This is a genomic window from Streptomyces tyrfis, from assembly GCF_037034285.1.
Taxonomy (GTDB): Bacteria; Actinomycetota; Actinomycetes; order Streptomycetales; family Streptomycetaceae; genus Streptomyces.
Genome location: NZ_JBAGJZ010000042.1, coordinates 1 through 22781, shown reverse-complemented (window position 1 = coordinate 22781; position 22781 = coordinate 1). Strand labels below are relative to the sequence as shown.

Below are 22781 nucleotides of genomic sequence, written 5' to 3'. Positions count from 1 at the left end.
CGTCCGGTACAGGTTCGTCACGGGCCGCGGGGACACGACCCCACAGTCCGTGCTGTAGGCATCCTCGCACCTGTCGCCGACAATCCGCCCGGCGGCCACCGGTAAACGATCTTGATTGGCCGAGTGTGTGCGCCCCGGCCGCCCGCCCGGAACCGCCGGAGGGCCGCCGGGAGCCGCCGGAGGGCCGGTGGGGCCCCTCGGACCCCCGCACCCCCGGGCGCCCGCCGGGACTCCTCGGCCGCGCGCGGCAACCTCCGGCCCGGAGCGAGCGTCTTGTATCCAGACCGGACGATTCCGCTCCGGGAGCCCGCCCGGACCCCTCCGGGCGGTCCCCGGAACCCGTGGCGGGGTCGGCGCCGGCGGCCGGAAGGGCGCCCGGGCCCGCCGGACCGGCCGCGCCGAGCCCGGGTCGCGCCCGGCGGGGCGGTGCGCCGGACACCGCCGGGCCGCCCTCCGGATGACGGCGCCGGTTTGACGACAGCCTCTAGAGTGGGCCGGAACGCCTGGTGCGAATCCGGGAACACCGTGAACACCACGATCTGCAGGGAGCGCATGACGTGCGGCCGGTAGGCAGCAAATACCTGCTTGAGGAGCCGCTGGGCCGCGGCGCCACGGGCACGGTCTGGCGGGCCCGCCAGCGGGAGACCGCGGGCGCCGAGGCGGCCGTCGCCGGCGAGCCCGGCGAGACCGTGGCGATCAAGGTCCTGAAGGAGGAACTCGCCCACGACGCGGACGTCGTGATGCGGTTCCTGCGCGAGCGCTCGGTGCTGCTCCGGCTCACCCACGAGAACATCGTGCGCACCCGCGACCTGGTCGTCGAGGGCGACCTCCTCGCCCTCGTCATGGACCTGATCGAGGGCCCGGACCTGCACCGCTACCTCCGCGAGAACGGCCCGCTCACCCCGGTCGCCGCCGCGCTGCTCACCGCGCAGATCGCGGACGCGCTCGCCGCCAGCCACGCCGACGGCGTCGTCCACCGCGACCTGAAGCCCGCCAACGTCCTGCTCGACGAGCGCGACGGCGGGATGCGCCCCATGCTCACCGACTTCGGCATCGCGCGACTGGCCGACTCCCCGGGGCTCACCCGCACCCACGAGTTCGTCGGCACGCCCGCCTACGTCGCGCCCGAGTCCGCCGAGGGCCGCCCGCAGACCTCCGCCGTCGACATCTACGGCGCGGGCATCCTGCTGTACGAACTGGTCACCGGCCGCCCGCCGTTCTCCGGCGCCACCGCCCTCGAAGTCCTGCACCAGCACCTCAGCGAGGAGCCCCGCCGCCCCACCACCGTCCCGGAACCGCTGTGGACGGTCATAGAGCGCTGCCTGAGCAAGGACCCGGAGCGCCGCCCCAGTGCCGAGAACCTGGCCCGCGCGCTGCGCACCGTCGCGGCCGGCATCGGCGTCCACGCCGGCGCCGCCGAGATCGCCGCGGCCGAAGGCGTCGGCGCCCTGCTCGCCCCCGACCCGGCGCCCGCCGCCGTCCCGGACACCCCCGGCGCGGCCGACCCGACGCAGGTGCTGCCGAGCAACGCCGGCGCGTACGACCCGAACGCCGCGACCAGCGTCCTCCAGCACACCTCCGGCCAGGGCGGCCCGGACGGGCAGGCGGACCCGACCACGGTCATGCCGCCCATGCCCCCGCGCCCGGACGGCCCCCCGCAGCCCGAGGGGCCGCACCCCTGGCAGTCCCAGCTCCAGGCGGCCCGCGACCGCAACGAGCAGACCCAGGTCCAGTACCTCGACCCCGACCAGGACCCGCTGCGCCGCCGCCCGCAGCGGCCCCAGCCCCAGGCGCAGCCCCCGCAGCGGCCCCAGCCGCGACGGCAGCCGCCGCCCCAGCAGCAGCCGTACCCGCCGCAGCAGTACGCGCCCCGGCCGCAGCAGCAGTACCAGCCGCAGCGGCCCCAGCAGTACGCGCCGCAGCCTCAGGCCTACCAGCCGCCGCCGCAGCCCCAGCAGTACCAGCCGCCGCAGCAGCCCGCGCCGCGCCCGCCCCGCGAGCCCCGGCAGCGGAGCGCCAACCCGATGCGGATCCCCGGCCTCGGCTGCCTCAAGGGCTGCCTGTTCACGCTGGTCCTGCTCTTCGTCGCGAGCTGGCTGATCTGGGAACTGACCCCGCTTCAGGACTGGATCGGCCAGGGCAAGAGCTACTGGCGGGCGATCAGCGACGCGGTCTCCACCGTGGTCGACTGGGTCTCGAAGATCGGCGACGGCAAGCCCTGAGCCGTCGGCGGGTCGGCCCCGCCGACCCGTCAACACCGCCGGCGACCTCACCGACTCCGTGGTCATGTCGACATCCGCGGGCCGGATTCCACCGCAATTCGCCCGCGGAAGTGAGGGCCGGCGCCATCCCGGGCACTCAACCCCCCGGCCGACGCGTAACTTTGTCGACCGGGGGTCATGAGCGACGGTCCATCGCCAGCCGCTGAGGGAGCAGTCTTGGCACGGAAAATCGGCAGCCGGTACACCGCCCACCAGATCCTGGGGCGCGGCAGCGCCGGAACGGTGTGGCTCGGCGAGGGGCCCGAGGGCCCGGTGGCCATCAAGCTGCTCCGCGAGGACCTCGCGTCCGACCAGGAGCTCGTCGGCCGCTTCGTCCAGGAGCGCACCGCCCTGCTCGGCCTGGACCACCCCCATGTCGTCTCCGTCCACGACCTCGTGGTGGACGGCAACGACCTCGCCCTGGTCATGACCCTGGTGCGCGGCACCGACCTGCGCACCCGTCTCGACCGGGAACGACGCCTCGCGCCCGAGGCCGCCGTCGCGATCATCGCGGACGTCGCCGACGGCCTGGCCGCCGCGCACGCCGCCGGCGTGGTCCACCGCGACGTCAAGCCGGAGAACATCCTCCTCGACATGGAGGGCCCGCTGGGCCCCGGCAACTCCCACCCGGCCCTGCTCACCGACTTCGGCGTCGCCAAGCTGATCGACACCCCGCGCCGCGTCAAGGCCAGCAAGATCATCGGCACCCCGGACTACCTGGCCCCCGAGATAGTCGAGGGCCTCCCGCCCCGCGCCGCGGTCGACATCTACGCCCTCGCGACGGTCCTGTACGAACTCCTCGCCGGCTTCACCCCGTTCGGCGGCGGACACCCCGGCGCCGTGCTGCGCCGCCATGTGACGGAGACGGTCGTCCCGCTCCCTGGCATACCCGAGGAGCTCTGGCAGCTCCTGGTCCAGTGCCTGGCCAAGGCCCCGGCCTCCCGGCTGCGGGCCTCCGAGCTCGCGGCCCGGCTGCGCGAACAGCTCCCACAGCTGGCCGGCATCCCGCCGCTGGAGGTGGACGAGCCGGGCGCCGAGCCCGAGCCCCGGACGCACGACGAGCAGCGGTACGCGCCTCCCGCCGAGGAACCCCGCCGCCGCGGCGCGGTCCCGCTGGTGCCCGGCTCGTCCGCCGACTCCAACCGCGACACCCACACGAGCATGCGCGTCCCGGCCCCCGACGAGCTCTCCGGCGGCCCCCGGGGCACCGCCCGCGCCCCGCGCTCCCCGGGCGCGCCCCGCCCCGGCTCGGCCCGCAACCGGTCCGCCGCCGTCCGCAAGCGCCGCCTCACCCTCGGGGCCGCCGCGCTCGTCCTGGCGGTGGCGCTGGGCGTGGGCGGCTGGCTGGCGCTGGGCGACGACTCCTCCGACGCGCCCCCGCAGGACACCAAGAGCTCGACGCCGGGAACGCCCTGACCCGGCCTCCGGGCCCGTGCGGCGCCGGAGAGGTCCCCGCGCGGGCCGCCCGCCCGGGCCCGCCGCCCGGGTCCGCGCCCGCCCCGGCCCCGGGTCCGCGCACCCGCCGGGCCCGCCCCGCCGCCCGCCTCCCGCCCGGCCCGCGCACCCGCCCGCCGCGTCGTGATCAAGCGGTCCGGGAAACGTCCGCTCCGACAGCCGTTACGCTGGACCCGTGGCAGTCGTCGATATTTCCGAAGAGCTGAAGTCCCTCTCCTCGACCATGGGGTCCATCGAGGCCGTCCTGGACCTGGATGCGCTGAGGGCGGACATCGCCGCGCTCGAGGAGCAGGCGGCCGCGCCCTCCCTCTGGGACGACCCCGAGGCGGCGCAGAAGATCACCAGCAGGCTTTCGCACCTCCAGGCCGAGGTCCGCAAGACCGAGGCCCTCCGCGCCCGGATCGACGATCTCGGGGTCCTCTTCGAGCTCGCCCAGGACGAGGGCGACGCGGACACGCTGGCGGAGGCCGAGGCCGAGCTGGAGTCCGTCAGGAAGGCGCTGGACGAGATGGAGGTCCGCACGCTTCTCTCCGGCGAGTACGACGCCCGCGAGGCCCTGGTCAACATCCGGGCCGAGGCCGGCGGCGTGGACGCCGCGGACTTCGCCGAGAAGCTCCAGCGCATGTACCTCCGCTGGGCCGAGCAGCGCGGCTACAAGACCGAGGTCTACGAGACGTCGTACGCGGAGGAGGCCGGCATCAAGTCGACCACCTTCGCCGTCCAGGCCCCGTACGCCTACGGCACGCTCTCCGTCGAGCAGGGCACCCACCGGCTCGTCCGGATCTCGCCCTTCGACAACCAGGGCCGCCGCCAGACGTCCTTCGCGGGCGTCGAGGTGCTGCCCGTGGTCGAGCAGACCGATCACATCGAGATCGACGAGTCCGAGCTCCGCGTCGACGTGTACCGCTCCTCGGGCCCCGGCGGCCAGGGCGTCAACACCACGGACTCCGCGGTGCGCCTGACCCACATCCCGACCGGCATCGTCGTCTCCTGCCAGAACGAGCGCTCGCAGATCCAGAACAAGGCGTCCGCGATGAACGTCCTCCAGGCGAAGCTGCTGGAGCGCCGCCGTCAGGAGGAGCAGGCCAAGATCGACGCCCTCAAGGGCGACGGCGGCAACTCCTGGGGCAACCAGATGCGGTCCTACGTCCTGCACCCGTACCAGATGGTCAAGGACCTGCGTACGGAGTTCGAGATGGGCAATCCGGAAGCGGTCTTCAACGGCGAGATCGACGGCTTCCTGGAGGCGGGCATCCGCTGGCGCAAGCAGCGCGAGAAGTAAGGGCCGTCCCGGACCTCACGGCGGCGCCGGAACCCCCAACGGGGTTCCGGCGCCGCCCTTTTCGTCGGAGGCGGCGAACACACGACCGCTCGTCAAGGGGAGTTGGGACCGTGAGTTGCGCGGATGCTGTGGGGAGTGCGTCACAGTCGTGACGCTGAACGGCGGTCAACGGCGGGCAAAGCGGTGCACATCGCCTGGAACGGCCTTGACGTAATTCTTAACTGTGGTCAGGGTGCAGGAGCAGCATGCGTATGTCCGGGACGGGCGTGAACGGGGGCGGGCGGCATGGCCACGGCTCGATGTGGCGCCGTTCGGAGCGAACCCCGCGGAGCCGGGGCCCGCATATGGCTGCTCCACTGACGAGTACAGCTACAGGGGGTAGCAGACACATGACCAAGAAGACGCGAGTTCGCGTCGCGCGGATCGCCGCCGGTGCGGTGATCGCCGCGGGCGCCTCGCTGACCGCCGCCGGTGCGGCGTCGGCCGTGGGCCTCGACCTCGGCATCGGCGTGGAGGCCGACGACGCGACGGTCGCCGCCCGGACCACCCTCGGGGGCGGCGAGCCGGGCGGTGTCGACTCCGGCGGCACCGAAGGCGGCGATCAGGGTGGCGCGGGCGATCAGGGTGGTGCCGGTGACCAGGGTGGCGCGGGCGATCAGGGTGGTGCCGGTGACCAGGGTGGCGCGGGCGATCAGGGTGGCGCGGGCGATCAGGGTGGCGCGGGCGACCAGGGTGGTGCCGGTGACCAGGGTGGCGCGGGCGACCAGGGTGGCGCGGGCGACCAGGGCGGTGCCGGCGATCAGGGTGGCGCGGGCGATCAGGGTGGTGCCGGTGACCAGGGCGGTGCGGGCGACCAGGGCGGCTCCTCGCACGGCGGCAACGGCAACGGCGGCAACCACTCCGGTGGCAACGGCAACGGCGGCAACCACTCCGGTGGCAACGGCAACGGCGGCCAGTCCGGCGGCAACGGTGGCCACGCCTCCTCCGGCACGTCCGGGAGCGGCGGCAGCGGTTCCTCCGGCACCACGGGCAGCGCGTCCTCCGGCGCCACCGGCGGCGGCGACACCAGCACCTGCACCGTCGACCTCGACGGCGCGAAGTGCGCCGACAACACCACCCCGGACTCGGCCGGCAACCAGCCGGTGGAGCAGGGCAAGGGCAAGGACGAGCTCGCCGAGACCGGTGCCGCCGAGACCACGTTCCTGCTGGTCGGCGCCGCGACGATGATCGCCGGGGGCATCGGCTTCCGGATCCTGCCGCGCCTGGTGAACGGCCGCGCCGTCGCCTGACCGCGCGACCCCGCCGCGCGTGCGCGGCCATGAGGCGCCCGGCGTACGCGCACGGACGCGTCACCCGTACCCACGGTGACGCGTCCCGCGTACGCGTACGGGCGCGCCCCGCACACGCACGGTGACCCGCGCGACACGCGCGAAGGGGCCCGGGACGCCCTCAGGCGCCCGGGCCCCTCCGCATGCCCGCACCCGCTCCGGTGCGGAACGTCCTCAGACGGTCTGGTGCGCCAGCAGCGCCAGCGTGCCCAGCATCACCACCAGCAGGGCCACCAGCGCCACCGGGCTCAGCCCGGCGAAGACGCCCTGCTCCTGCTGCTGCAGCCGCTCCCGGCTCGCCCGGCACACGGGGCAGCGGCCCTCGCTCACGGGCGCCGCGCAGTTCGCGCACACCAGTCGGTCATAGGTCATGCGCTTTCCTCCTCCCGCGCGGCGGAGCCGCATGTGCTTTCTCTCCGCACAACGCTCACGGAAACGCGACCGTTCCCCCTCCCACTGTGCCAGCTCGCGCGGATTTCGGCGCGGGCCCGCCGGACATCACCCGTTCCGCAGCGTTTCCGCCCCGTTCCCGGCCGGTGCTCCTTCCCCCATAAATCGCCCATGACCGGACGTCCGCCTGCACGCGTCAGCCGGGTTCGCGTAAGGTCACGCACACCTACTCCCGGCCTACCGTGGTGCATCCGTGATCCGATACGACAACGTCTCCAAGACCTACCCGAGGCAGAGCCGTCCCGCTCTCCGGGATGTGTCGCTCGAAATCGAGAAGGGCGAGTTCGTCTTCCTGGTGGGCTCCTCCGGCTCCGGCAAGTCCACCTTCATGAGACTCATGCTCCGTGAGGAACGCGCCAGCACGGGCACGGTCCACGTCCTGGGCAAGGACCTCTCCCGGCTGTCCAACTGGAAGGTGCCGCACATGCGCCGCCAGCTGGGCACGGTGTTCCAGGACTTCCGGCTCCTGCCCAACAAGACCGTCGCGCAGAACGTGGCGTTCGCGCAGGAGGTCATCGGCAAGCCGCGCGGCGAGATCCGCAAGGCGGTGCCCCAGGTCCTCGACCTGGTCGGCCTCGGCGGCAAGGAGGACCGGATGCCCGGCGAGCTCTCCGGCGGTGAGCAGCAGCGCGTGGCGATCGCGCGGGCGTTCGTGAACCGCCCCATGCTGCTGATCGCGGACGAGCCCACCGGCAACCTCGACCCCCAGACCTCCGTCGGCATCATGAAGCTGCTGGACCGGATCAACCGGACCGGCACCACCGTGATCATGGCGACCCACGACCAGAACATCGTCGACCAGATGCGCAAGCGCGTCATCGAGCTGGAGCAGGGCCGTCTCGTACGCGACCAGGCCCGCGGCGTCTACGGCTACCAGCACTGAGCATCGAGCACTGAAAGGACGCCATGCGCGCCCAGTTCGTCCTGTCGGAGATCGGCGTCGGCCTCCGTCGCAACCTCACGATGACGTTCGCCGTCGTCGTCTCCGTCGCCCTCTCGCTCGCCCTGTTCGGCGGCGCGCTGCTGATGCGCGAGCAGGTCAGCACGATGAAGGACTACTGGTACGACAAGGTCAACGTCTCGATCTTCCTCTGCAGCAAGAACGACGCGGTCTCGACGCCCAAGTGCGCCAAGGGCGCCGTCACCGCCGAGCAGAAGAAGGAGATCGAGGCCGATCTCAAGAAGATGGACGCCGTCCAGACGGTCACGTACGAGTCGGCCGACGAGGCGTACAAGCGCTACCAGGAGCAGTTCGGCAAGTCGCCCATGGCGGGCAACATCACGCCGGACCAGATGCAGGAGTCGTTCCGGGTCAAGCTGCACGACCCGAAGAAGTACAAGGTCGTCGCCACCGCCTTCGCCGGCCGTGACGGCGTGCAGTCCGTCCAGGACCAGCGGTCCATCCTGGACAACCTCTTCGGGCTGATGAACGGCATGAACGTGGCGGCCATCTTCGTGATGGTGCTGATGCTGGTGATCGCGTTGATGCTGATCGTGAACACCGTCCGGGTGTCCGCGTTCAGCCGGCGGCGGGAGACCGGCATCATGCGGCTGGTCGGGGCCTCCGGCTTCTACATCCAGATGCCGTTCATCATGGAGGCGGCGTTCGCCGGTCTCATCGGCGGCGTGCTCGCCTGCGTGATGCTGCTGGCCGGGCGGTACTTCCTGATCGACGCCGGCCTGGCGCTCCAGAGCAAGCTGACCCTGATCGAGTTCATCGGCTGGGACGCGGTCCTCACCAAGCTGCCGCTGGTGCTGGCGATCGGCCTGCTCATGCCCGCCCTCGCGGCGCTCCTCGCGCTCCGCAAGTACCTCAAGGTGTGACGAACGAAGGCGTGGCGAACGCCCCCGCGGCACCCGGTCAACCGTTCGTGCCGACGGGGGCGTTGCCGTGCCGCCGGCGCCTTCCGCATCCGCCGGTCGCCGCACCGTATCCCGTCTTCGAACAGCCTCCGGTTCGGCGCCGCCGGTTCGAAGGCAGGGCCTCGGCCCGCTCTCTAGGGGGTGTCTGACACATACCTGCGGCGTCGCGGGGTCCGGTGCGCACGCTCGCGGCGTTGCCGAACCGCCCACGTGGCTCCGCCACGCAGACGCTCCGGAGTCTTGCGATCGCACGCACCGGCCCCCGCTCCTTCTCCCGCACTCATTTATCAGACACCCCCTAGACTCGACGCCATGTCGGGTCCCGCATGGTGTTTCGCGCCCCGCGGCGTGCGCCGCGGGGCCGCCCTGACCTTGGTCTTCGCGTCCGTGCTGGCCACCGCGGCGGCCACCGGCTCGCTGCCGCGGGACCGCGCCAAGTCCCCGGACCCCGCGAGCCGTTCCGCGATCCACACCGAGCACGCCTTCACCGTCGACCGCGAGGAGGTGGCGTCGGCCGCCGCCCGTGCCGTGGCCGACGGCAAGTCGGGAACGGAGGCGGCCGAGCGGGTCGTCAGCCGCAGCGGCGACCGCTGGGGCGCGGTCTACGACGAGCGGCAGTACCAGGAGTTCGAGCGGGCGCTCGACGGTTCGTACACCGGGGTGGGGATCGCCGCGAGGCGCTCGGCCGACGGGCGGGTCGAGGTGGCCCGGGTGCAGCCGGGCAGCCCCGCCGAGCGGGCCGGCATCGCCCCGGGCGACCTGCTGCGCACGATCGACGGGCGCCGGATCGACGGCCGCCCCGTCGCCGAGGCCGTCGCCCTGCTGCGCGGGGACCGCATGGAGGCGGTGGCGGGCAGCGCGGTCGCGCTCGGCGTCCAGCGCGGCCGCGTCCTGCGCACCCGGACGCTGCACCGGGCCCGGCTCAGCACCGAGGCGGTCACCGTCCGCCGGATCGGACCGGACCGCTCCCGGCCCTCCCCGGCGTTGCTGATCGACGTCGACTCCTTCACCCGGGGCTCGGGGACCGAGGTGCGGGACGCGGTCCGCGGGGCCCCGGCGGGCGCCGGGGTGCTGCTCGACCTGCGGGGCAACTCCGGCGGACTGGTCACCGAGGCCGTCACCGCCGCCTCCGCCTTCCTGGACGGCGGCCTGGTCGCCACGTACGACGTGCGCGGCGAGCAGCGGGCCCTCTACGCGGAACCGGGCGGCGACACCGCCCGCCCCCTCGTCGTCCTCGTCGACGGGGGCACGATGAGCGCCGCCGAACTCCTCACCGGCGCGCTCCAGGATCGGGGCCGGGCCGTCACCGTCGGCTCCCGCACCTTCGGCAAGGGCTCGGTCCAGATGCCCAGCAGGCTCCCCGGCGGCGCGGTGGCCGAGCTGACCGTCGGCCACTACCGCACCCCAGCGGGACGCGTCGTCGACGACCGGGGCATCACCCCCGACCTCGTGGTCGACTCCGGGGCCGAGCAGCGCGCGGAGACGGTATTGAGTGGCCTCGGGGGCGGGTCGTAGTGCGAAAATGGCCGCACTATGGCCAAGGAAAAAGACACCGGGCGCAAGCTCATCGCGCAGAACAAGAAGGCGCGGCACGACTACCACATCCTCGACACCTATGAGTGCGGTCTCGTCCTCATGGGCACCGAGGTCAAGTCCCTGCGGCTGGGCCGGGCCTCCCTGGTGGACGGCTTCGTCCAGATCGACGGCGGCGAGGCGTGGCTGCACAACGTCCACGTCCCCGAGTACGTGCAGGGCACCTGGACCAACCACTCGGCGAAGCGGAAGCGGAAGCTGCTGATGCACCGGGCCGAGATCGACAAGCTGGAGTCGAAGTCGGGCGAGACGGGCCACACCATCGTGCCCCTCGCGCTGTACTTCAAGGAAGGCCGGGTCAAGGTCGAGATCGCGCTCGCCAAGGGCAAGAAGGAGTACGACAAGCGGCAGACCCTGCGCGAGAAGCAGGACCTGCGGGAGACCAACCGCGCGATCGCGGCGGCCCGCCGGCGCCAGCGCGGCCACTGACGGCCGCACCGGGCCGACGACTCCGGCGGACACCGTTCCGGCGGACTCCGGCGGGCGCCTGCGGCAGGACGCCGGGAGGCGTACGACGGGGCCCGGGGGATCGGCGGGGAATGGGCTGGCATCGTCGCGCGTTGGTCACGTACGATGGCATCGCACCTCACAGCGGGTGCGTCATTGAAAACAACACATGGGGATGATCGGTTTCGACAGCGGATGTCGAAGCAGGGGAAGCGTGTCGAGGAAGCGGCAATGATCTCGTAAACCATATGTCGCAACCAATAATCGCCAACACCAAGCGCGATTCCTTCGCCCTCGCTGCCTAAGTAGCGACTTGCGAAGTGTCAGCCCGGGGTTGATCCCGACCCGGATCCTGGCATCATCAAGGGATCTAAACTTCTGAGCCCGGTCACGGGGCCCAGAAGGAAATCAAACAGTGACTGAGCCCGTCGGAGACTTGTCCGCGTGATCTCCGGGGCCGAGAAAAGCGCAGCGGACTGCACACGGAGAAGCCCTGGTTCCGCTCCGTTGGACGCGGGTTCGATTCCCGCCATCTCCACAATTCCCATGTGAACGAGGACCTCGTCGCCCACCGGCGGCGGGGTCCTCGTTCGTTTTCCCGTCCCCCGTTTCCTCGTCCCCCGGTTTCCCGTCCCCGTCAGTCGTGGGCGCGGCTTCCCGGGGCGCGGATCGCGGTCGCCGCGAGGGCCAGGGCCAGACCGGCCGCGCACACCGGCACGGCGTAGCCCGCGACCGTTCCCGCGTGCTCCAGCAGCCGGCCGCCGGTCGCCGAGCCCGCGGCCGTCCCGCCCAGCAGCGCGGTCACGGCCAGGGTCATGCCCTCGTTCAACTGGGCCGCCGGGGTGAGGCGTTGCACCAGGGTCATGCCGGTGACCATGGTCGGGGCGGTCGCCGCGCCGGCCAGCAGCAGGGCGCCGGCGAGGACGGGCAGGGCCTCGGTCGAGGAGGCGGCGAGCAGCGGCAGGGACATCAGCGCCGTCATCCCCGTCAGACAGACCAGCAGCCGCCGGGCGGGGTTCGCGGCCGGGCGGAGCGACCCGTACAGCAGCCCCGCGACGCACGACCCGGCCGCCTGGAGGGCCACCACCGCGCCCCCCGCCCGGGCGACCGTGGCGATCTCCATCGCCCCGAAGACCGCCCCGGTCGCGAGGAAGACGGCGAGCAGGGCGGGCATGCCGGGGGCGCGGAGCGGGGAGCCGCCGCCGCCCCTCGTGCGCGGGGCGACGGGCGGCTCGGTGGCGCGCTGGGCGGCGAAGAGCAGCACGCCGGTCATCAGCAGGACCGCCCCGACGAGCGTTCCGGCCTCCGGGAAGAGCGCGCCGCACAGCAGCGCCGCCAGGGCCGGGCCGAGCATGAAGCAGAGCTCGTCGGCGGCCTGCTCGAAGGAGTTCGCGGTGTGCAGGGCGGCCGGATCTCCCCGGTGCAGATGGGCCCAGCGGGCGCGGGACATCCCGCCGGTGTTGGGGGTGGTCGCGGTCGCGGCGTAACAGGCGAACAGCGTCCAGTCCGGGGCGTCGTAGTGGACACAGAGGAGCAGGGCGAGGGAGCCGAGCACGGCGATCGCGGTGGCCGGGACCGCGACCCTGGCCTGCCCGTACCGGTCGACCAGCCGGGCCGTCCAGGGGGCGACCACGGCGGTGGCGGCCAGACCGGTCGCGGTGACGGCCCCCGCCAGGGCGTACGAGCCCCGCGACCCGGCGATCATGATCACCGCGCTGACGGTGAACATGCCCATGGGGAGCCGGGCGAGGAGGTTGCCCGCGGTGAAGGCGCGGGCGCCCGGTGTCGCGAGCAGCCGGAGGTAGGGGTTGGCGGGACGGGGGAGGCGCGGGCCGGCGGGCTTCGGACGGACGGGGGCGCCGCCGGCGGGGCGGGCGATGACCAGAAGGTCCCCGGAGAGCGCGAAGACGGGGCCGGGGGGCGGATTTCTCTCGTACGGCATGGGCCAACCCTCGGGGCGGGCGGTCCATGGGGTCCAACACCTTCTGCGCAGCGATTAACGCGTATGTGTTGTAAATTCTTCGGCGTGGTCTCCTACCCGGCCGATCCGGACGCCCCGGTGCCGCACCGCGCCGACATCGCCCCCCGGCTGCTCCGCGCCTTCGTCGCCGTCGCCGAGGACCTGCACTTCACGCGTGCCGCCGCCCGCCTCTACATCGCGCAGCAGGCACTGAGCCGGGACGTCCGGCGGCTGGAACGCGAACTGGGGGCGGAACTGCTCGTGCGCACCACCCGGCAGGTGGCCCTGACCGCCGAGGGGGAACGGCTCCTTCCGTACGCCCGGCGGGTGCTGGAGGCGCACGCCGACCTCGCCGCCGCCTTCGCCGACCCCGCGGCCCGGCCGCTCTTCGTCGACCTCAACACCGACGGCATGACGGCCGCCCGGGTGCTCGCCCGCGCCCGTGAGCTGGTTCCCGGGTGCGAGCTGATGGCCCGCTTCGAGAGCGGGCTGACCTGGGCGGCGGGGGAGATCCTGGCCGGGCGGCTCGACGTCTCCTTCGGCCGTGCCGCCGGGCTCGACCCCGCGGTGCGGGCCCGGCTCGGCCTCCAGCCGGTGCGGTACGAGCCGATGGCCGTGCTGCTGCCCGTCGGCCATCCCCTCGCCGCGCGGGAGTCCGTCGCCCCGGCGGACCTGGCCGGTGAGACCGTCTACGCGGGGGACGGCAACCCGCGGACCGGGGAGTGGACGGACCTGGCCCGGCTGCTCTTCGCGAAGTGGGGCATCCGGCTGGCCCCGCCGGTTCCGCTCGCGGTCGGCGTGGCCGAGTTCCAGCGGGTCATGGCGAAGTCGGCGTACCCGGTGCTGTGCGTCGTCGGCTTCCCCCCGATGCCGGGGACCGTGGTGCGTCCGCTGGTCGGGCCGGTGCCGGTCTCCCCGCTGCTGATGGTCTGGCGCGCGGGGCTGCGGCATCCGGGTCTCGACGCGCTGCGCGAGGCCGCGGCCCGGCTGGGGGCGGCGGAGGGCTGGCTGGTGCGGCCGGACGGGAGCTGGCTGCCGGAGGCCGACGCCGCGCTCATGTCGGCGGGAACGGGCTGAGGCGGCGCGGCGGGCCCGGCCGCGGTGCGGCGAGGGCGGGCCGGTGGTATACGTTCGCCGTCCGGAAGACGTCCGGAAGACGTCCGGAAGACGTCCGGAAGACGTCCGGAAGACGTCCGGTCCGCGCGCCGGGATTCCGGCCCCGGCCGTACGGGACGCGAATCCGTCCGCGCGGCGTCCCGATGACGTGACGCGGCGGGCGGGAGACGCGGCGGAACCGGGCCCGTCGCACGCCGTGGGCGGGCTCGGCCCCCGTGCCGGGCGGACGGCCTTCCGCATCGATCGGGCAGTGGCGGAACGAGACCGGGGCGGCGCACACATGGACGAACAGCTCGAACCCCTCGCGGGCTTCACCGTCGGGGTCACCGCCGCACGCCGTGCGGAGGAGTTCGGGGCCCTGCTGGAACGGCGGGGGGCCGCCGTCCTGCACGCCCCGGCCCTCCGGATCGTGCCGCTCGCCGACGACGCCGAACTCCGCGCCACCACCCGGGACGTCGTCGACACCGCCCCCGACGTGGTCGTCGCCACCACCGCCGTCGGCTTCCGCGGCTGGATCGAGGCCGCCGCCGGCTGGGGCCTCGGCGAGCGGCTGGCGGCGGCCCTGCGCGGCGCCGAGCTGCTGACGCGCGGCCCCAAGGTGAAGGGCGCCGTCCGGGCGGCCGGGCTGACCGAGACCTGGACGCCCGCCTCCGAGTCCATGGACGAGGTGCTCGACCGGCTCCTGGCCGAGGGCGTGGCCGGCCGCCGGATCGCCCTCCAACTGCACGGCGAACCCGTCCCGGGCTTCGTCGAACCGCTCCGCGCCGCCGGGGCCGACGTCGTCTGCGTGCCGGTCTACCGCTGGACGGATCCCGAGGACCCGGCCCCGCTCGACCGGCTGCTCGACGCCCTCCTGGCCCGTGGCGTGGACGCGCTCACCTTCACCAGCGCCCCGGCCGCCGTCTCGCTGCTGGGACGGGCGGAGCGGCGCGGGCTGCTGCCGGAGCTCCTGGGCGCGCTCCGCGAGGACGTGCTGGTCGCGTGCGTCGGACCCGTCACCGCCCGGCCGCTGAACGCGCTCGGCATCGGCACCGTCCAGCCGGAACGCTTCCGGCTCGCCCCGCTGGTCCAACTCCTGTGCCGCGAACTCCCGGCCAGGGCCCGCGTGGTGACGGCCGACGGGCACCGGATCGAGATCCGCGGGCACGCGGTGGCCGTCGACGGCGAGCGGCGCCCGGTGCCGCCCGCCGGAATGGCCCTGCTGCACGCCCTGGCCCGCCGGCCGGGCCGGGTGGTGTCCCGCGCCGAACTGCTGCGCGCGCTGCCGGGCGGCGGCTCGGACGAGCACGCGGTGGAGGCGGCCGTGGCGCGGCTGCGCACGGCGCTGGGGGTGCCCGGTCTCGTCCGGACGGTCGTCAAACGCGGCTACCGGCTGGCCTAGGGCCTGTCTTCGGACTGCCGTCGCACGGCAGGCGGCAGTCTGACGACAGGGCCTGGGAGGCGACCCCGGACCCGGGCGACGGCACGGGCCGTTGTCAGTCCCGTCCGCTATGACTTGGTGAGGCGCGCGGACACGCGCCGAACGGATGACGGAGGGGAGCCATGGGGACCTGGGGCAGCGGAAACTTCGACAGCGACACGGCGGCGGACCATCTCTCGGGCATCACGGGACGCCTTCTCTCGGAGATCGAGGAGGCGATGGCCGGCGACCCGGAGGGGCTGGAGCCCGACGACTACTGGGGTGTGGTCGTGCCCTGCGACATCGACCTGCTGTGCCTGATCGCCGAGCGGGCCCACGTCGGTGTGACGCTGCCGGAGCCGGCGGTGGCCGAGGCGTGGAAGACGACGTTCATGGACGTGTGGGAGCGGACCATCGACGGACTGGAGCCCACGGAGGGGCACAAGGAGGAGCGGCGGGCCGAGCTGCACCGCACCTTCGACCGGCTGGTGGACCTGGCGCGCGAGAGAAACGCGGCGGACTGAGGCCGTACTGGGGCCGTACTGGGGCGGGGTCGGCACGGCACCGGGGCGGTCCTCGGGCGGGCGGCCGGGGCGACACCGGGGCGGGATAGCCTGGACGGATGATCAATGACGCGCACCGGCTTGACGCGGAGATACGGCTCCGCCCCGCCACCCCGGACGACGCCGCCTCCCTCGCCGCCGCGCTGACCCGCAGCCGCGCGTTCATGCGGCCCTGGGAGCCGGTACGGCCCGAGGCGTTCTACACCGAGCAGGGCCAGCGGGAGCGGTTGGCCGGGGTGCTCGCGGACCGTGAGGCGGGGCGCTCGATGCCGTGGGTGCTCGCCGACGAACAGGACCGGGCGGTGGGCGGGTTCACCCTCAGCAACATCGTGCTCGGTCCGTTCTGCAGCGCGTCGCTCGGCTACTGGGTCGACGTCGATTACGCGGGCCGGGGCCTGGCCACGGTCGCGGTGCGGCGGATCTGCGAGCTGGCCAGGGACGGGCTGCGGCTGCACCGGATCGAGGCCGGGACCGTGGTGGACAACGTGGCGTCGCAGCGGGTGCTCGCCAAGTGCGGCTTCGAGCAGTACGGAATGGCCCCGCGCTGTCTGCACATCGACGGCGAATGGCGCGACCACCGGCTGTTCCAGCGCATCCTGCACGACGATCCGCCGCTGGGCTGAGCATCGCGCCGGGCCGGGCACTGCGTCGGGCCGCGGCCGCCAGGGCCTGAGCAGCAGCGGCCCGGCCTTCGGCGCGGCGGTGCGGAGATCGTCGGTCATTCGGAGACGGTAGCGCCCCGGGGCGCCGACTCCGTGCGCGTCAGGGGTTCCGGGCCGGTCGGCCGAGGGGGCACCCTGGGGGAGACCTCCAGCGGAGACCCCCGAGGCGGTGACACCCCCATGGCAGCGGGTAAGAACGCGTACGACCTGCGGTTCGCCTCCGGCCGCCCCTGCCTGGACCTGGTGGCGACGGGAACCGGCTCCTCCGGTACGTGCGAACTGCTCGACGGCGCCGAGCGGCTCGCAGACTGGCTCCTCGCCACCGGGCTCGTACCGCGCGGCACGAGCCTCGACGCCGTGGACGACACATGGGTGGCGCGCTTCCGGCAGCTGAGGGCCGGCGTCGACCGGCTGCTGACCGCCGAACTCGGCGGCCGCAGGGCCGAGGCCGCCCTGGAACGCGTCAACGCGCTGGCCGCGACGCCCCCGCCGGGCCTGCGGGCGGTACGGGGGAGGGGCGGCACGCTGGTCCGGACGCTGAGCGCGGACCCGGAGTGCGGGGCGCTGCTGGCCGCCGTGGCCCGCGACGCGGTGGAACTCCTCACCGACCCGGTGGCGCGGGCCGGGCTGCGCCGCTGCGAGGCCGACAACTGCCGTCGGCTCTATCTCGACACCTCGCGCGGGCACCGACGCCGCTGGTGCTCCGGCGAGGTGTGCGGGAACCGGGAGCGCGTGGCCCGTCACCGGCGCCGCGTCGCGGCCGCCGCACCCGCGCCGGGACCGGGAGAGGGAGAGGGGGACGGATCGGGGGAGGGGGAGGAGAAGGGCGAGAAGGCTGGGGGCTGAGGGGCCGAGGAGGCCGGAGGCCGGGGAATCGGGCCCCGCCGCGCCCTTCTTCCGCACCACAGGTGCGCGGCGGCTCCCCTTCGCATAAGGTTGACGGCTGCCCAATGCACGTCAGAAGGGGGCCTCGGTGGCCGCGCAGGATGCCGCTGTCGATTCACTGCGGGACCGGGAGATCGGTGTCGAGCAAGAACATCTCGACCGCGTGTACCGCCGTCTGGAGGAAAAGATCCATGAGGCGGAATTCCTCATGGACGACGCCGTCAAGCGCGGCCAGGTCGGCACTCCCGGGGCGCTCGCCGAGCGTGACGCCCAGGTGTTCCGCGCCGGAATCCACCTCAACCGGCTGAACAGCGAGTTCGAGGACTTCCTCTTCGGACGGATCGACCTGCTGCTGGGCAAGGACGGCGAACGCGGCCCGGACGGCGCGTACACCTCCGTCGAGCCGGCCGACGACGCCGTGCGCGAGGACCGGACCGCCGACATCGCGGAGACGCTGCACATCGGCCGGATCGGCGTCCTCGACGCCGAGTACGCGCCCCTGGTCATCGACTGGCGCGCCCCCGCCGCCGCCCCCTTCTACCGGTCGACGCCGAAGGAGCCGGGCCGTGTGGTGCGCCGCCGGGTCATCCGCTCCAAGGGCCGCAGGGTGCTGGGCGTCGAGGACGACCTGATGCGCCCCGAGCTGACCGCGTACCTGGACGGGGAGCGGCTGCCCGCCATCGGCGACGGCGCCCTGATGGCGGCCCTGGGCCAGGCGCGCAGCCACACCATGCGGGACATCGTCTCCTCCATCCAGGCCGAACAGGACCTGGTGATCCGGGCCCCCGCCGCCTCCGTGACCGAGGTCTCCGGCGGCCCCGGCACCGGCAAGACGGCCGTCGCCCTGCACCGCGCCGCGTACCTCCTCTACCAGGACCGGCGGCGTTACGCGGGCGGCATCCTGGTCGTCTCGCCGACCCCGCTCCTCGTCGCGTACACCGAGGGCGTGCTGCCCTCGCTGGGCGAGGAGGGGCAGGTCGCGATCCGCGCGGTCGGCTCGCTCTCCGACGAGGCGGCCGGGCCCGAGGGCGCCACCGCGTACGACGAACCCGCCGTCGCCCGGATCAAGGGCTCCTCCCGGATGCTCCCGGTGCTGCGCAAGGCCGCGCGCGGGGCGCTGGAACGGCCCGGCGCGCCGCGTGCCTGCGGTGAGGGCGACGGCCAACTCGCCTTCGGGGACGCGGCCGACGGGACGGACGCGGACGGCGCCCCCGGCACGCCCCCGGCCACCCCTGCCCGGCTGCGGGTCGTCGCGTTCGGCGCCCGCGTCGAGCTGGACGCCGAGGAACTGTGCCGGATCCGGCACTCGGTGCTCGGCGGCACCGCCCCGGTCAACCTGCTGCGCCCGCGCGCCCGAAGACTGCTGCTGGACGCCCTGTGGAACAAGTCGTCCGGCCGTGACCGCTACACCGACCCCGAACTCGCCGCCGAACTGCGCGCCTCCTTCGACGAGGACGTCTCCACCGAGATCCCCTTCCTCGACTTCCTGGACGCCTGGTGGCCCGAGCTCACCCCGCGCGGGGTGCTCGCCGCGATGGCCGACGAGAAGCGGCTGGGCCGCTGGGCGCGCCGGGTCCTCAACCAGGGCGAGGTGCGCCGCCTGGCGCGCTCCCTGAAGCGGCTCGGCAAGGAGGGGAACGGCCCGCTCTCCGTGCACGACGTGGCGCTCCTGGACGAGCTCCAGACGCTGCTCGGCGCACCGTTGCGGCCGAGGAAGAAGCGCGAGACGGACCCGCTGGACCAGCTCACCGGCCTGGAGGAGCTGATGCCGGTCCGCGAGGAGAGCCGCCGCGAGCGCGCCGAGCGGCTGGCCGCGGAGCGCACCGAGTACACCCATGTCATCGTCGACGAGGCGCAGGACCTGACCCCCATGCAGTGGCGGATGGTCGGACGCCGCGGCCGGCATGCCACCTGGACGGTCGTCGGGGACCCGGCGCAGTCCTCCTGGTCCGACCCGGACGAGGCGGCGCAGGCGCGCGACGAGGCGTTGGGCACCCGGCCGCGCCGCCGCTTCACCCTCACGGTCAACTACCGCAACCCGGCGGAGATCGCCGAGCTGGCCTCGAAGGTGCTGGCGCTGGCGATGCCCGGCACGGAGCCGCCGTCCGCCGTCCGGTCCACCGGGGTGAAGCCGCGTTTCGAGACCGTGCGGGACGGCGACCTGGCCGCCGCGGTGCGCGAGGAGGCGCGGCGACTGCTGGCGGAGGTCGACGGCACGGTCGGCGTGGTCGTGGCGATGGGCCGCCGCGCGCAGGCCCGGGACTGGCTCGACGGTCTCGGCGAACGGGTGGTGGCGCTGGGCAGCCTGGAGGCGAAGGGCCTGGAGTACGACGCCACGGTGGTCGTCTCGCCCGCGGAGATCGCCGACGAGTCCCCGGCCGGCCTGCGGGTGCTGTACGTGGCGCTGACGCGCGCGACGCAGCAGCTCACGGTGGTCTCGGGGGAGCGGGACCTGCCCGACGAGGACGGCGTCCCGGACCTGCTGCGGGACTGAGGGCGGACCTGAACCCGGGCACCTGAACGCGCGACGGGGCACGGCGGTCCGGGCCTGCGTGGGTCCGGGGCGGGCGCTCCGGGCCCGCGCCCGGCCGGGGGCGGCGGGCCGGGAGGCGGCCGTGGCCGGTCCGGAGGGGACGCCCGGGACGCCTTCCGGCGAGGCTCCGGAAATCCGTGCGGGCTTCGGGAATCGCATCCGCGGGGTGTTTGTTAGCCTGGTGTGCGGCACCGGCTCGATCCAAGCCCCCGGGCCCAACCTTCGTCGCTTCGAGCGACCACTTGCCGCGAGGCGAGCATGGCGGGTCGGTGCCGTTCAAGCAGATGACAGACCCGCGTCACCTTCCGGTGGCGCGGGTCTGTTGTCGTTGCGGGGGCCGTGGTGGGCGAGCCGCCGGCCGCGGGCCGCCGTCGCGAGTGCCGTCCTGTTGACGCGAGTGCCGTCGCGTTGACCCGTACGGCCCCTCTTCGGGCGCGGACATACCGGTCGCGGGCTTCCCTCCGCGCTGTCATATCTCGTATGGTGGAAACTACTTTCCGAAACGTGGCAGTCATTACCGGCTACCGACCAGTAGGTGCGACGATCGGAAGGCGCGACCGAGGCGAGCGCTCCGGCCGCGCGGCAAAGAAGCTAAGGAAAGCGAAGGACTCGGCCATGGCAACGGCGCCCAGCGTCTCGTACTCGATGACGGTCAGGCTGGAGGTGCCCGCCAGCGGCACGTCAGTCTCCCAGCTCACCACGGCCGTGGAGTCCTCGGGCGGTTCGGTCACCGGCCTCGACGTGACCGCCTCCGGCCACGAGAAGCTGCGGATCGACGTCACCATCGCCGCCACCTCCACCGCGCACGCCGACGAGATCGTCGAGAAGCTGCGCGGCATCGAGGGCGTCGTCCTGGGCAAGGTCTCCGACCGTACGTTCCTGATGCACCTCGGCGGCAAGATCGAGATGGCGTCCAAGCACCCCATCCGCAACCGCGACGACCTCTCGATGATCTACACCCCGGGCGTGGCCCGCGTCTGCATGGCGATCGCCGAGAACCCCGAGGACGCCCGCCGCCTCACCATCAAGCGCAACTCCGTCGCAGTTGTGACGGACGGCTCCGCCGTGCTGGGTCTCGGCAACATCGGCCCGAAGGCCGCCCTGCCCGTGATGGAGGGCAAGGCCGCCCTCTTCAAGCGGTTCGCGGGCATCGACGCGTGGCCGATCTGCCTGGACACCCAGGACACCGACGCCATCGTCGAGATCGTCAAGGCGATCGCGCCCGGCTTCGCCGGCATCAACCTGGAGGACATCTCCGCCCCCCGCTGCTTCGAGATCGAGGCGCGGCTGCGCGAGGCCCTGGACATCCCGGTCTTCCACGACGACCAGCACGGCACCGCCATCGTGGTGCTGGCCGCGCTGACCAACGCACTGCGCGTCGTGGGCAAGGGAATCGGGGACGTACGGGTCGTCATGTCCGGCGCCGGAGCGGCCGGCACGGCCATCCTGAAGCTCCTCCTCGCGGCGGGCGTCAAGCACGCCGTCGTCGCCGACATCCACGGCGTGGTGCACGAGGGCCGCGAGGACCTGCTCTCCGCCGCCCCCGACTCGCCGCTGCGCTGGATCGCCGACAACACCAACCCGGAGTCGGTCTCCGGCACCCTCAAGGAGGCGGTCGTGGGCGCCGACGTCTTCATCGGCGTCTCCGCCCCGAACGTCCTGGACGGCGACGACGTGGCCGCGATGGCCGAGGGCTCGATCGTGTTCGCGCTCGCGAACCCGGACCCCGAGGTGGACCCGGCAATCGCCCGCCAGACGGCCGCAGTTGTCGCCACCGGACGCTCCGACTTCCCGAACCAGATCAACAACGTGCTGGTCTTCCCGGGTGTCTTCCGCGGTCTGCTCGACGCCCAGTCCCGTACTGTCAACACGGAGATGATGCTGGCCGCGGCCCGCGCGCTCGCCGATGTCGTCGCCGAGGACGAGGTGAACGCGAACTACATCATCCCGTCGGTCTTCAACGACAAGGTCGCGGGCGCGGTCGCCGGCGCCGTCCGGGACGCCGCGAAGGCGGCCGGCGGCGCTGTGACGGGCCCCACGTCGATCTGAGCTACGGCGCGTCGCGGATCGCGGCGCCCCAAACGCCCCTTTAGGGTGGGCGGGCGGCGCGTCCAGCGAGCCCCGCATCCGCTGCGGACCGCTTTCGCGGTGTCGACGGAACGTCACCACGACGAGCGAGTGGTGCTTTTCGTGTGACTCCGGAGGGGGCCGGATTGGCTTTCCCGCCGCAGGTGGGGGCAGGATGCGTAATCGGGCGCGAGGGTCTGGCGACAGACCCGGGTCCGGGGACTGTCCGAGGGCCCTGGCAGCATCGGCTTCGATCTCACGCCTCACAGGCAAGAAGAACACGGGAGTAACAACATGAACCGCAGTGAGCTGGTGGCCGCCCTGGCCGACCGTGCCGAGGTGACTCGCAAGGACGCCGACGCCGTGCTGGCCGCGCTCGCCGAGACCGTCGGTGAGGTCGTCGCCAAGGGCGACGAGAAGGTCACCATCCCCGGCTTCCTGACCTTCGAGCGCACCCACCGTGCCGCTCGCACCGCTCGTAACCCGCAGACCGGTGACCCGATCAACATCCCGGCCGGCTACAGCGTGAAGGTCTCCGCGGGCTCCAAGCTCAAGGAAGCCGCCAAGGGCAAGTAAGTCCCGAGGGCTCGACGGCCCCGAGGGCGCTTGAGGCGCCCGAAGGCGCGTAAGCCCCATTGGCGCGAGGAAGGGCGGTCACTCCGGGTACCCACCCGGGGGGGCCGCCCTTCCGTGCGCCGGCCCGAGAGGGCCCGTCACGGCCCTCCATCGGCCTTCGCGGCCCTCACGGGCCCGCCTCTGGCCGGTTCGGGCCCATGTAGGGCCGTTCAGGGCCCGTATGCGACTCCTCCGAGGCCGCGCGGGACCGACGCCGGACGCGGAGGCTCCGGACCCGTACGCGACTCCTCCGGACTTGTACGCGGCTCCTCCGGGGGCGTGCGGGACCGAGGACGGACGCG

General features: G+C 73.4%; 18 protein-coding genes and 1 other RNA gene. 17 read left to right on the top strand and 2 right to left on the bottom strand.

Annotated features, from left to right (window positions below; genetic code table 11):
- Positions 1-557 precede the first annotated feature (557 nt).
- From WA762_RS27005 to WA762_RS26990, 4 genes are all read left to right on the top strand, one after another.
- Positions 558-2222: a serine/threonine-protein kinase gene (locus WA762_RS27005; RefSeq protein ID WP_335939069.1), complete on the top strand. Its 1665-nt coding sequence runs from the start codon at positions 558-560 to the stop codon at positions 2220-2222.
- A 216-nt stretch (positions 2223-2438) separates the two neighbouring features.
- Positions 2439-3677: a serine/threonine-protein kinase gene (locus tag WA762_RS27000; protein ID WP_335939067.1), complete on the top strand. Its 1239-nt coding sequence runs from the start codon at positions 2439-2441 to the stop codon at positions 3675-3677.
- A 214-nt stretch (positions 3678-3891) separates the two neighbouring features.
- A complete protein-coding gene (gene prfB / locus WA762_RS26995; protein WP_335939065.1) occupies positions 3892-4998 on the top strand; it encodes a peptide chain release factor 2 in 1107 nt (368 codons plus the stop codon).
- A gap of 389 nt (positions 4999-5387) precedes the next feature.
- On the top strand, positions 5388-6287 hold the full coding sequence (locus WA762_RS26990) for a hypothetical protein (protein ID WP_335939064.1): 900 nt from the start codon (positions 5388-5390) through the stop codon (positions 6285-6287).
- A gap of 213 nt (positions 6288-6500) precedes the next feature.
- Here the strand turns inward: WA762_RS26990 and WA762_RS26985 are convergent, their stop codons facing one another.
- A complete protein-coding gene (locus tag WA762_RS26985; protein WP_335939062.1) occupies positions 6501-6698 on the bottom strand; it encodes a hypothetical protein in 198 nt (65 codons plus the stop codon).
- Between the two features lie 271 nt (positions 6699-6969).
- On the opposite strand from WA762_RS26985, the gene ftsE reads away from it, so the two are divergent.
- The 5 genes from ftsE to ssrA all read left to right on the top strand — a co-directional run bounded on the left by ftsE (position 6970) and on the right by ssrA (position 11220).
- A complete protein-coding gene (gene ftsE / locus WA762_RS26980; RefSeq protein ID WP_335939061.1) occupies positions 6970-7659 on the top strand; it encodes a cell division ATP-binding protein FtsE in 690 nt (229 codons plus the stop codon).
- Positions 7660-7682: 23 nt separating this feature from the next.
- On the top strand, positions 7683-8600 hold the full coding sequence (ftsX, locus tag WA762_RS26975; protein ID WP_335939060.1) for a permease-like cell division protein FtsX: 918 nt from the start codon (positions 7683-7685) through the stop codon (positions 8598-8600).
- A gap of 351 nt (positions 8601-8951) precedes the next feature.
- Positions 8952-10154, top strand: coding sequence for a S41 family peptidase (locus WA762_RS26970; RefSeq protein ID WP_335939058.1), 1203 nt, complete (start codon positions 8952-8954; stop codon positions 10152-10154).
- 18 nt (positions 10155-10172) lie between these two features.
- Entirely contained in the window at positions 10173-10661 is a 489-nt protein-coding gene (gene smpB / locus WA762_RS26965) for an SsrA-binding protein SmpB (protein WP_335939056.1), read from the top strand.
- A 189-nt stretch (positions 10662-10850) separates the two neighbouring features.
- Positions 10851-11220: a transfer-messenger RNA gene (ssrA, locus tag WA762_RS26960) on the top strand.
- Between the two features lie 96 nt (positions 11221-11316).
- Here ssrA and WA762_RS26955 read toward each other — a convergent pair.
- Positions 11317-12621, bottom strand: coding sequence for an MFS transporter (locus WA762_RS26955; protein ID WP_335939054.1), 1305 nt, complete (start codon positions 12619-12621; stop codon positions 11317-11319).
- Between the two features lie 84 nt (positions 12622-12705).
- Between WA762_RS26955 and WA762_RS26950 the strand changes: the two genes are divergently transcribed.
- The 8 genes from WA762_RS26950 to WA762_RS26915 all read left to right on the top strand — a co-directional run bounded on the left by WA762_RS26950 (position 12706) and on the right by WA762_RS26915 (position 22440).
- Positions 12706-13716 (top strand): LysR family transcriptional regulator, encoded by a 1011-nt coding sequence (locus WA762_RS26950; protein ID WP_443080685.1) that lies wholly within the window; start codon positions 12706-12708, stop codon positions 13714-13716.
- A 319-nt stretch (positions 13717-14035) separates the two neighbouring features.
- Positions 14036-15136 (top strand): uroporphyrinogen-III synthase, encoded by a 1101-nt coding sequence (locus WA762_RS26945; RefSeq protein WP_335939052.1) that lies wholly within the window; start codon positions 14036-14038, stop codon positions 15134-15136.
- A 161-nt stretch (positions 15137-15297) separates the two neighbouring features.
- A complete protein-coding gene (locus tag WA762_RS26940; RefSeq protein WP_335939050.1) occupies positions 15298-15678 on the top strand; it encodes a DUF4259 domain-containing protein in 381 nt (126 codons plus the stop codon).
- Positions 15679-15776: 98 nt separating this feature from the next.
- Positions 15777-16340, top strand: coding sequence for a GNAT family N-acetyltransferase (locus WA762_RS26935; protein ID WP_335939048.1), 564 nt, complete (start codon positions 15777-15779; stop codon positions 16338-16340).
- Positions 16341-16559: 219 nt separating this feature from the next.
- The gene (locus tag WA762_RS26930; protein WP_335939047.1) at positions 16560-17225 is read left to right on the top strand and encodes a CGNR zinc finger domain-containing protein; all 666 of its coding nucleotides are present in this window, start codon (positions 16560-16562) and stop codon (positions 17223-17225) included.
- 127 nt (positions 17226-17352) lie between these two features.
- Positions 17353-19758: a HelD family protein gene (locus tag WA762_RS26925; RefSeq protein WP_335939046.1), complete on the top strand. Its 2406-nt coding sequence runs from the start codon at positions 17353-17355 to the stop codon at positions 19756-19758.
- 654 nt (positions 19759-20412) lie between these two features.
- Positions 20413-21846 (top strand): NAD-dependent malic enzyme, encoded by a 1434-nt coding sequence (locus tag WA762_RS26920; RefSeq protein ID WP_335939045.1) that lies wholly within the window; start codon positions 20413-20415, stop codon positions 21844-21846.
- A 312-nt stretch (positions 21847-22158) separates the two neighbouring features.
- Positions 22159-22440, top strand: a complete 282-nt coding sequence (locus WA762_RS26915; protein WP_017237029.1) for an HU family DNA-binding protein — start codon at positions 22159-22161, stop codon at positions 22438-22440.
- Positions 22441-22781: the final 341 nt, after the last annotated feature.

Excerpts from the sequence above, each read along its gene's own strand:
- WA762_RS26990 (WP_335939064.1), top strand. The coding sequence starts at position 5,388 with ATGACCAAGAAGACGCGAGTTCGCGTCGCGCGGATCGCCGCCGGTGCG.
- WA762_RS26985 (WP_335939062.1), bottom strand. The coding sequence starts at position 6,698 with ATGACCTATGACCGACTGGTGTGCGCGAACTGCGCGGCGCCCGTGAGC.
- ftsX (WP_335939060.1), top strand. The coding sequence starts at position 7,683 with ATGCGCGCCCAGTTCGTCCTGTCGGAGATCGGCGTCGGCCTCCGTCGC.
- WA762_RS26970 (WP_335939058.1), top strand. The coding sequence starts at position 8,952 with ATGTCGGGTCCCGCATGGTGTTTCGCGCCCCGCGGCGTGCGCCGCGGG.
- smpB (WP_335939056.1), top strand. The coding sequence starts at position 10,173 with ATGGCCAAGGAAAAAGACACCGGGCGCAAGCTCATCGCGCAGAACAAG.
- WA762_RS26955 (WP_335939054.1), bottom strand. The coding sequence starts at position 12,621 with ATGCCGTACGAGAGAAATCCGCCCCCCGGCCCCGTCTTCGCGCTCTCC.
- WA762_RS26945 (WP_335939052.1), top strand. The coding sequence starts at position 14,036 with ATGGACGAACAGCTCGAACCCCTCGCGGGCTTCACCGTCGGGGTCACC.
- WA762_RS26940 (WP_335939050.1), top strand. The coding sequence starts at position 15,298 with ATGGGGACCTGGGGCAGCGGAAACTTCGACAGCGACACGGCGGCGGAC.
- WA762_RS26935 (WP_335939048.1), top strand. The coding sequence starts at position 15,777 with ATGATCAATGACGCGCACCGGCTTGACGCGGAGATACGGCTCCGCCCC.
- WA762_RS26930 (WP_335939047.1), top strand. The coding sequence starts at position 16,560 with ATGGCAGCGGGTAAGAACGCGTACGACCTGCGGTTCGCCTCCGGCCGC.
- WA762_RS26920 (WP_335939045.1), top strand. The coding sequence starts at position 20,413 with ATGGCAACGGCGCCCAGCGTCTCGTACTCGATGACGGTCAGGCTGGAG.
- WA762_RS26915 (WP_017237029.1), top strand. The coding sequence starts at position 22,159 with ATGAACCGCAGTGAGCTGGTGGCCGCCCTGGCCGACCGTGCCGAGGTG.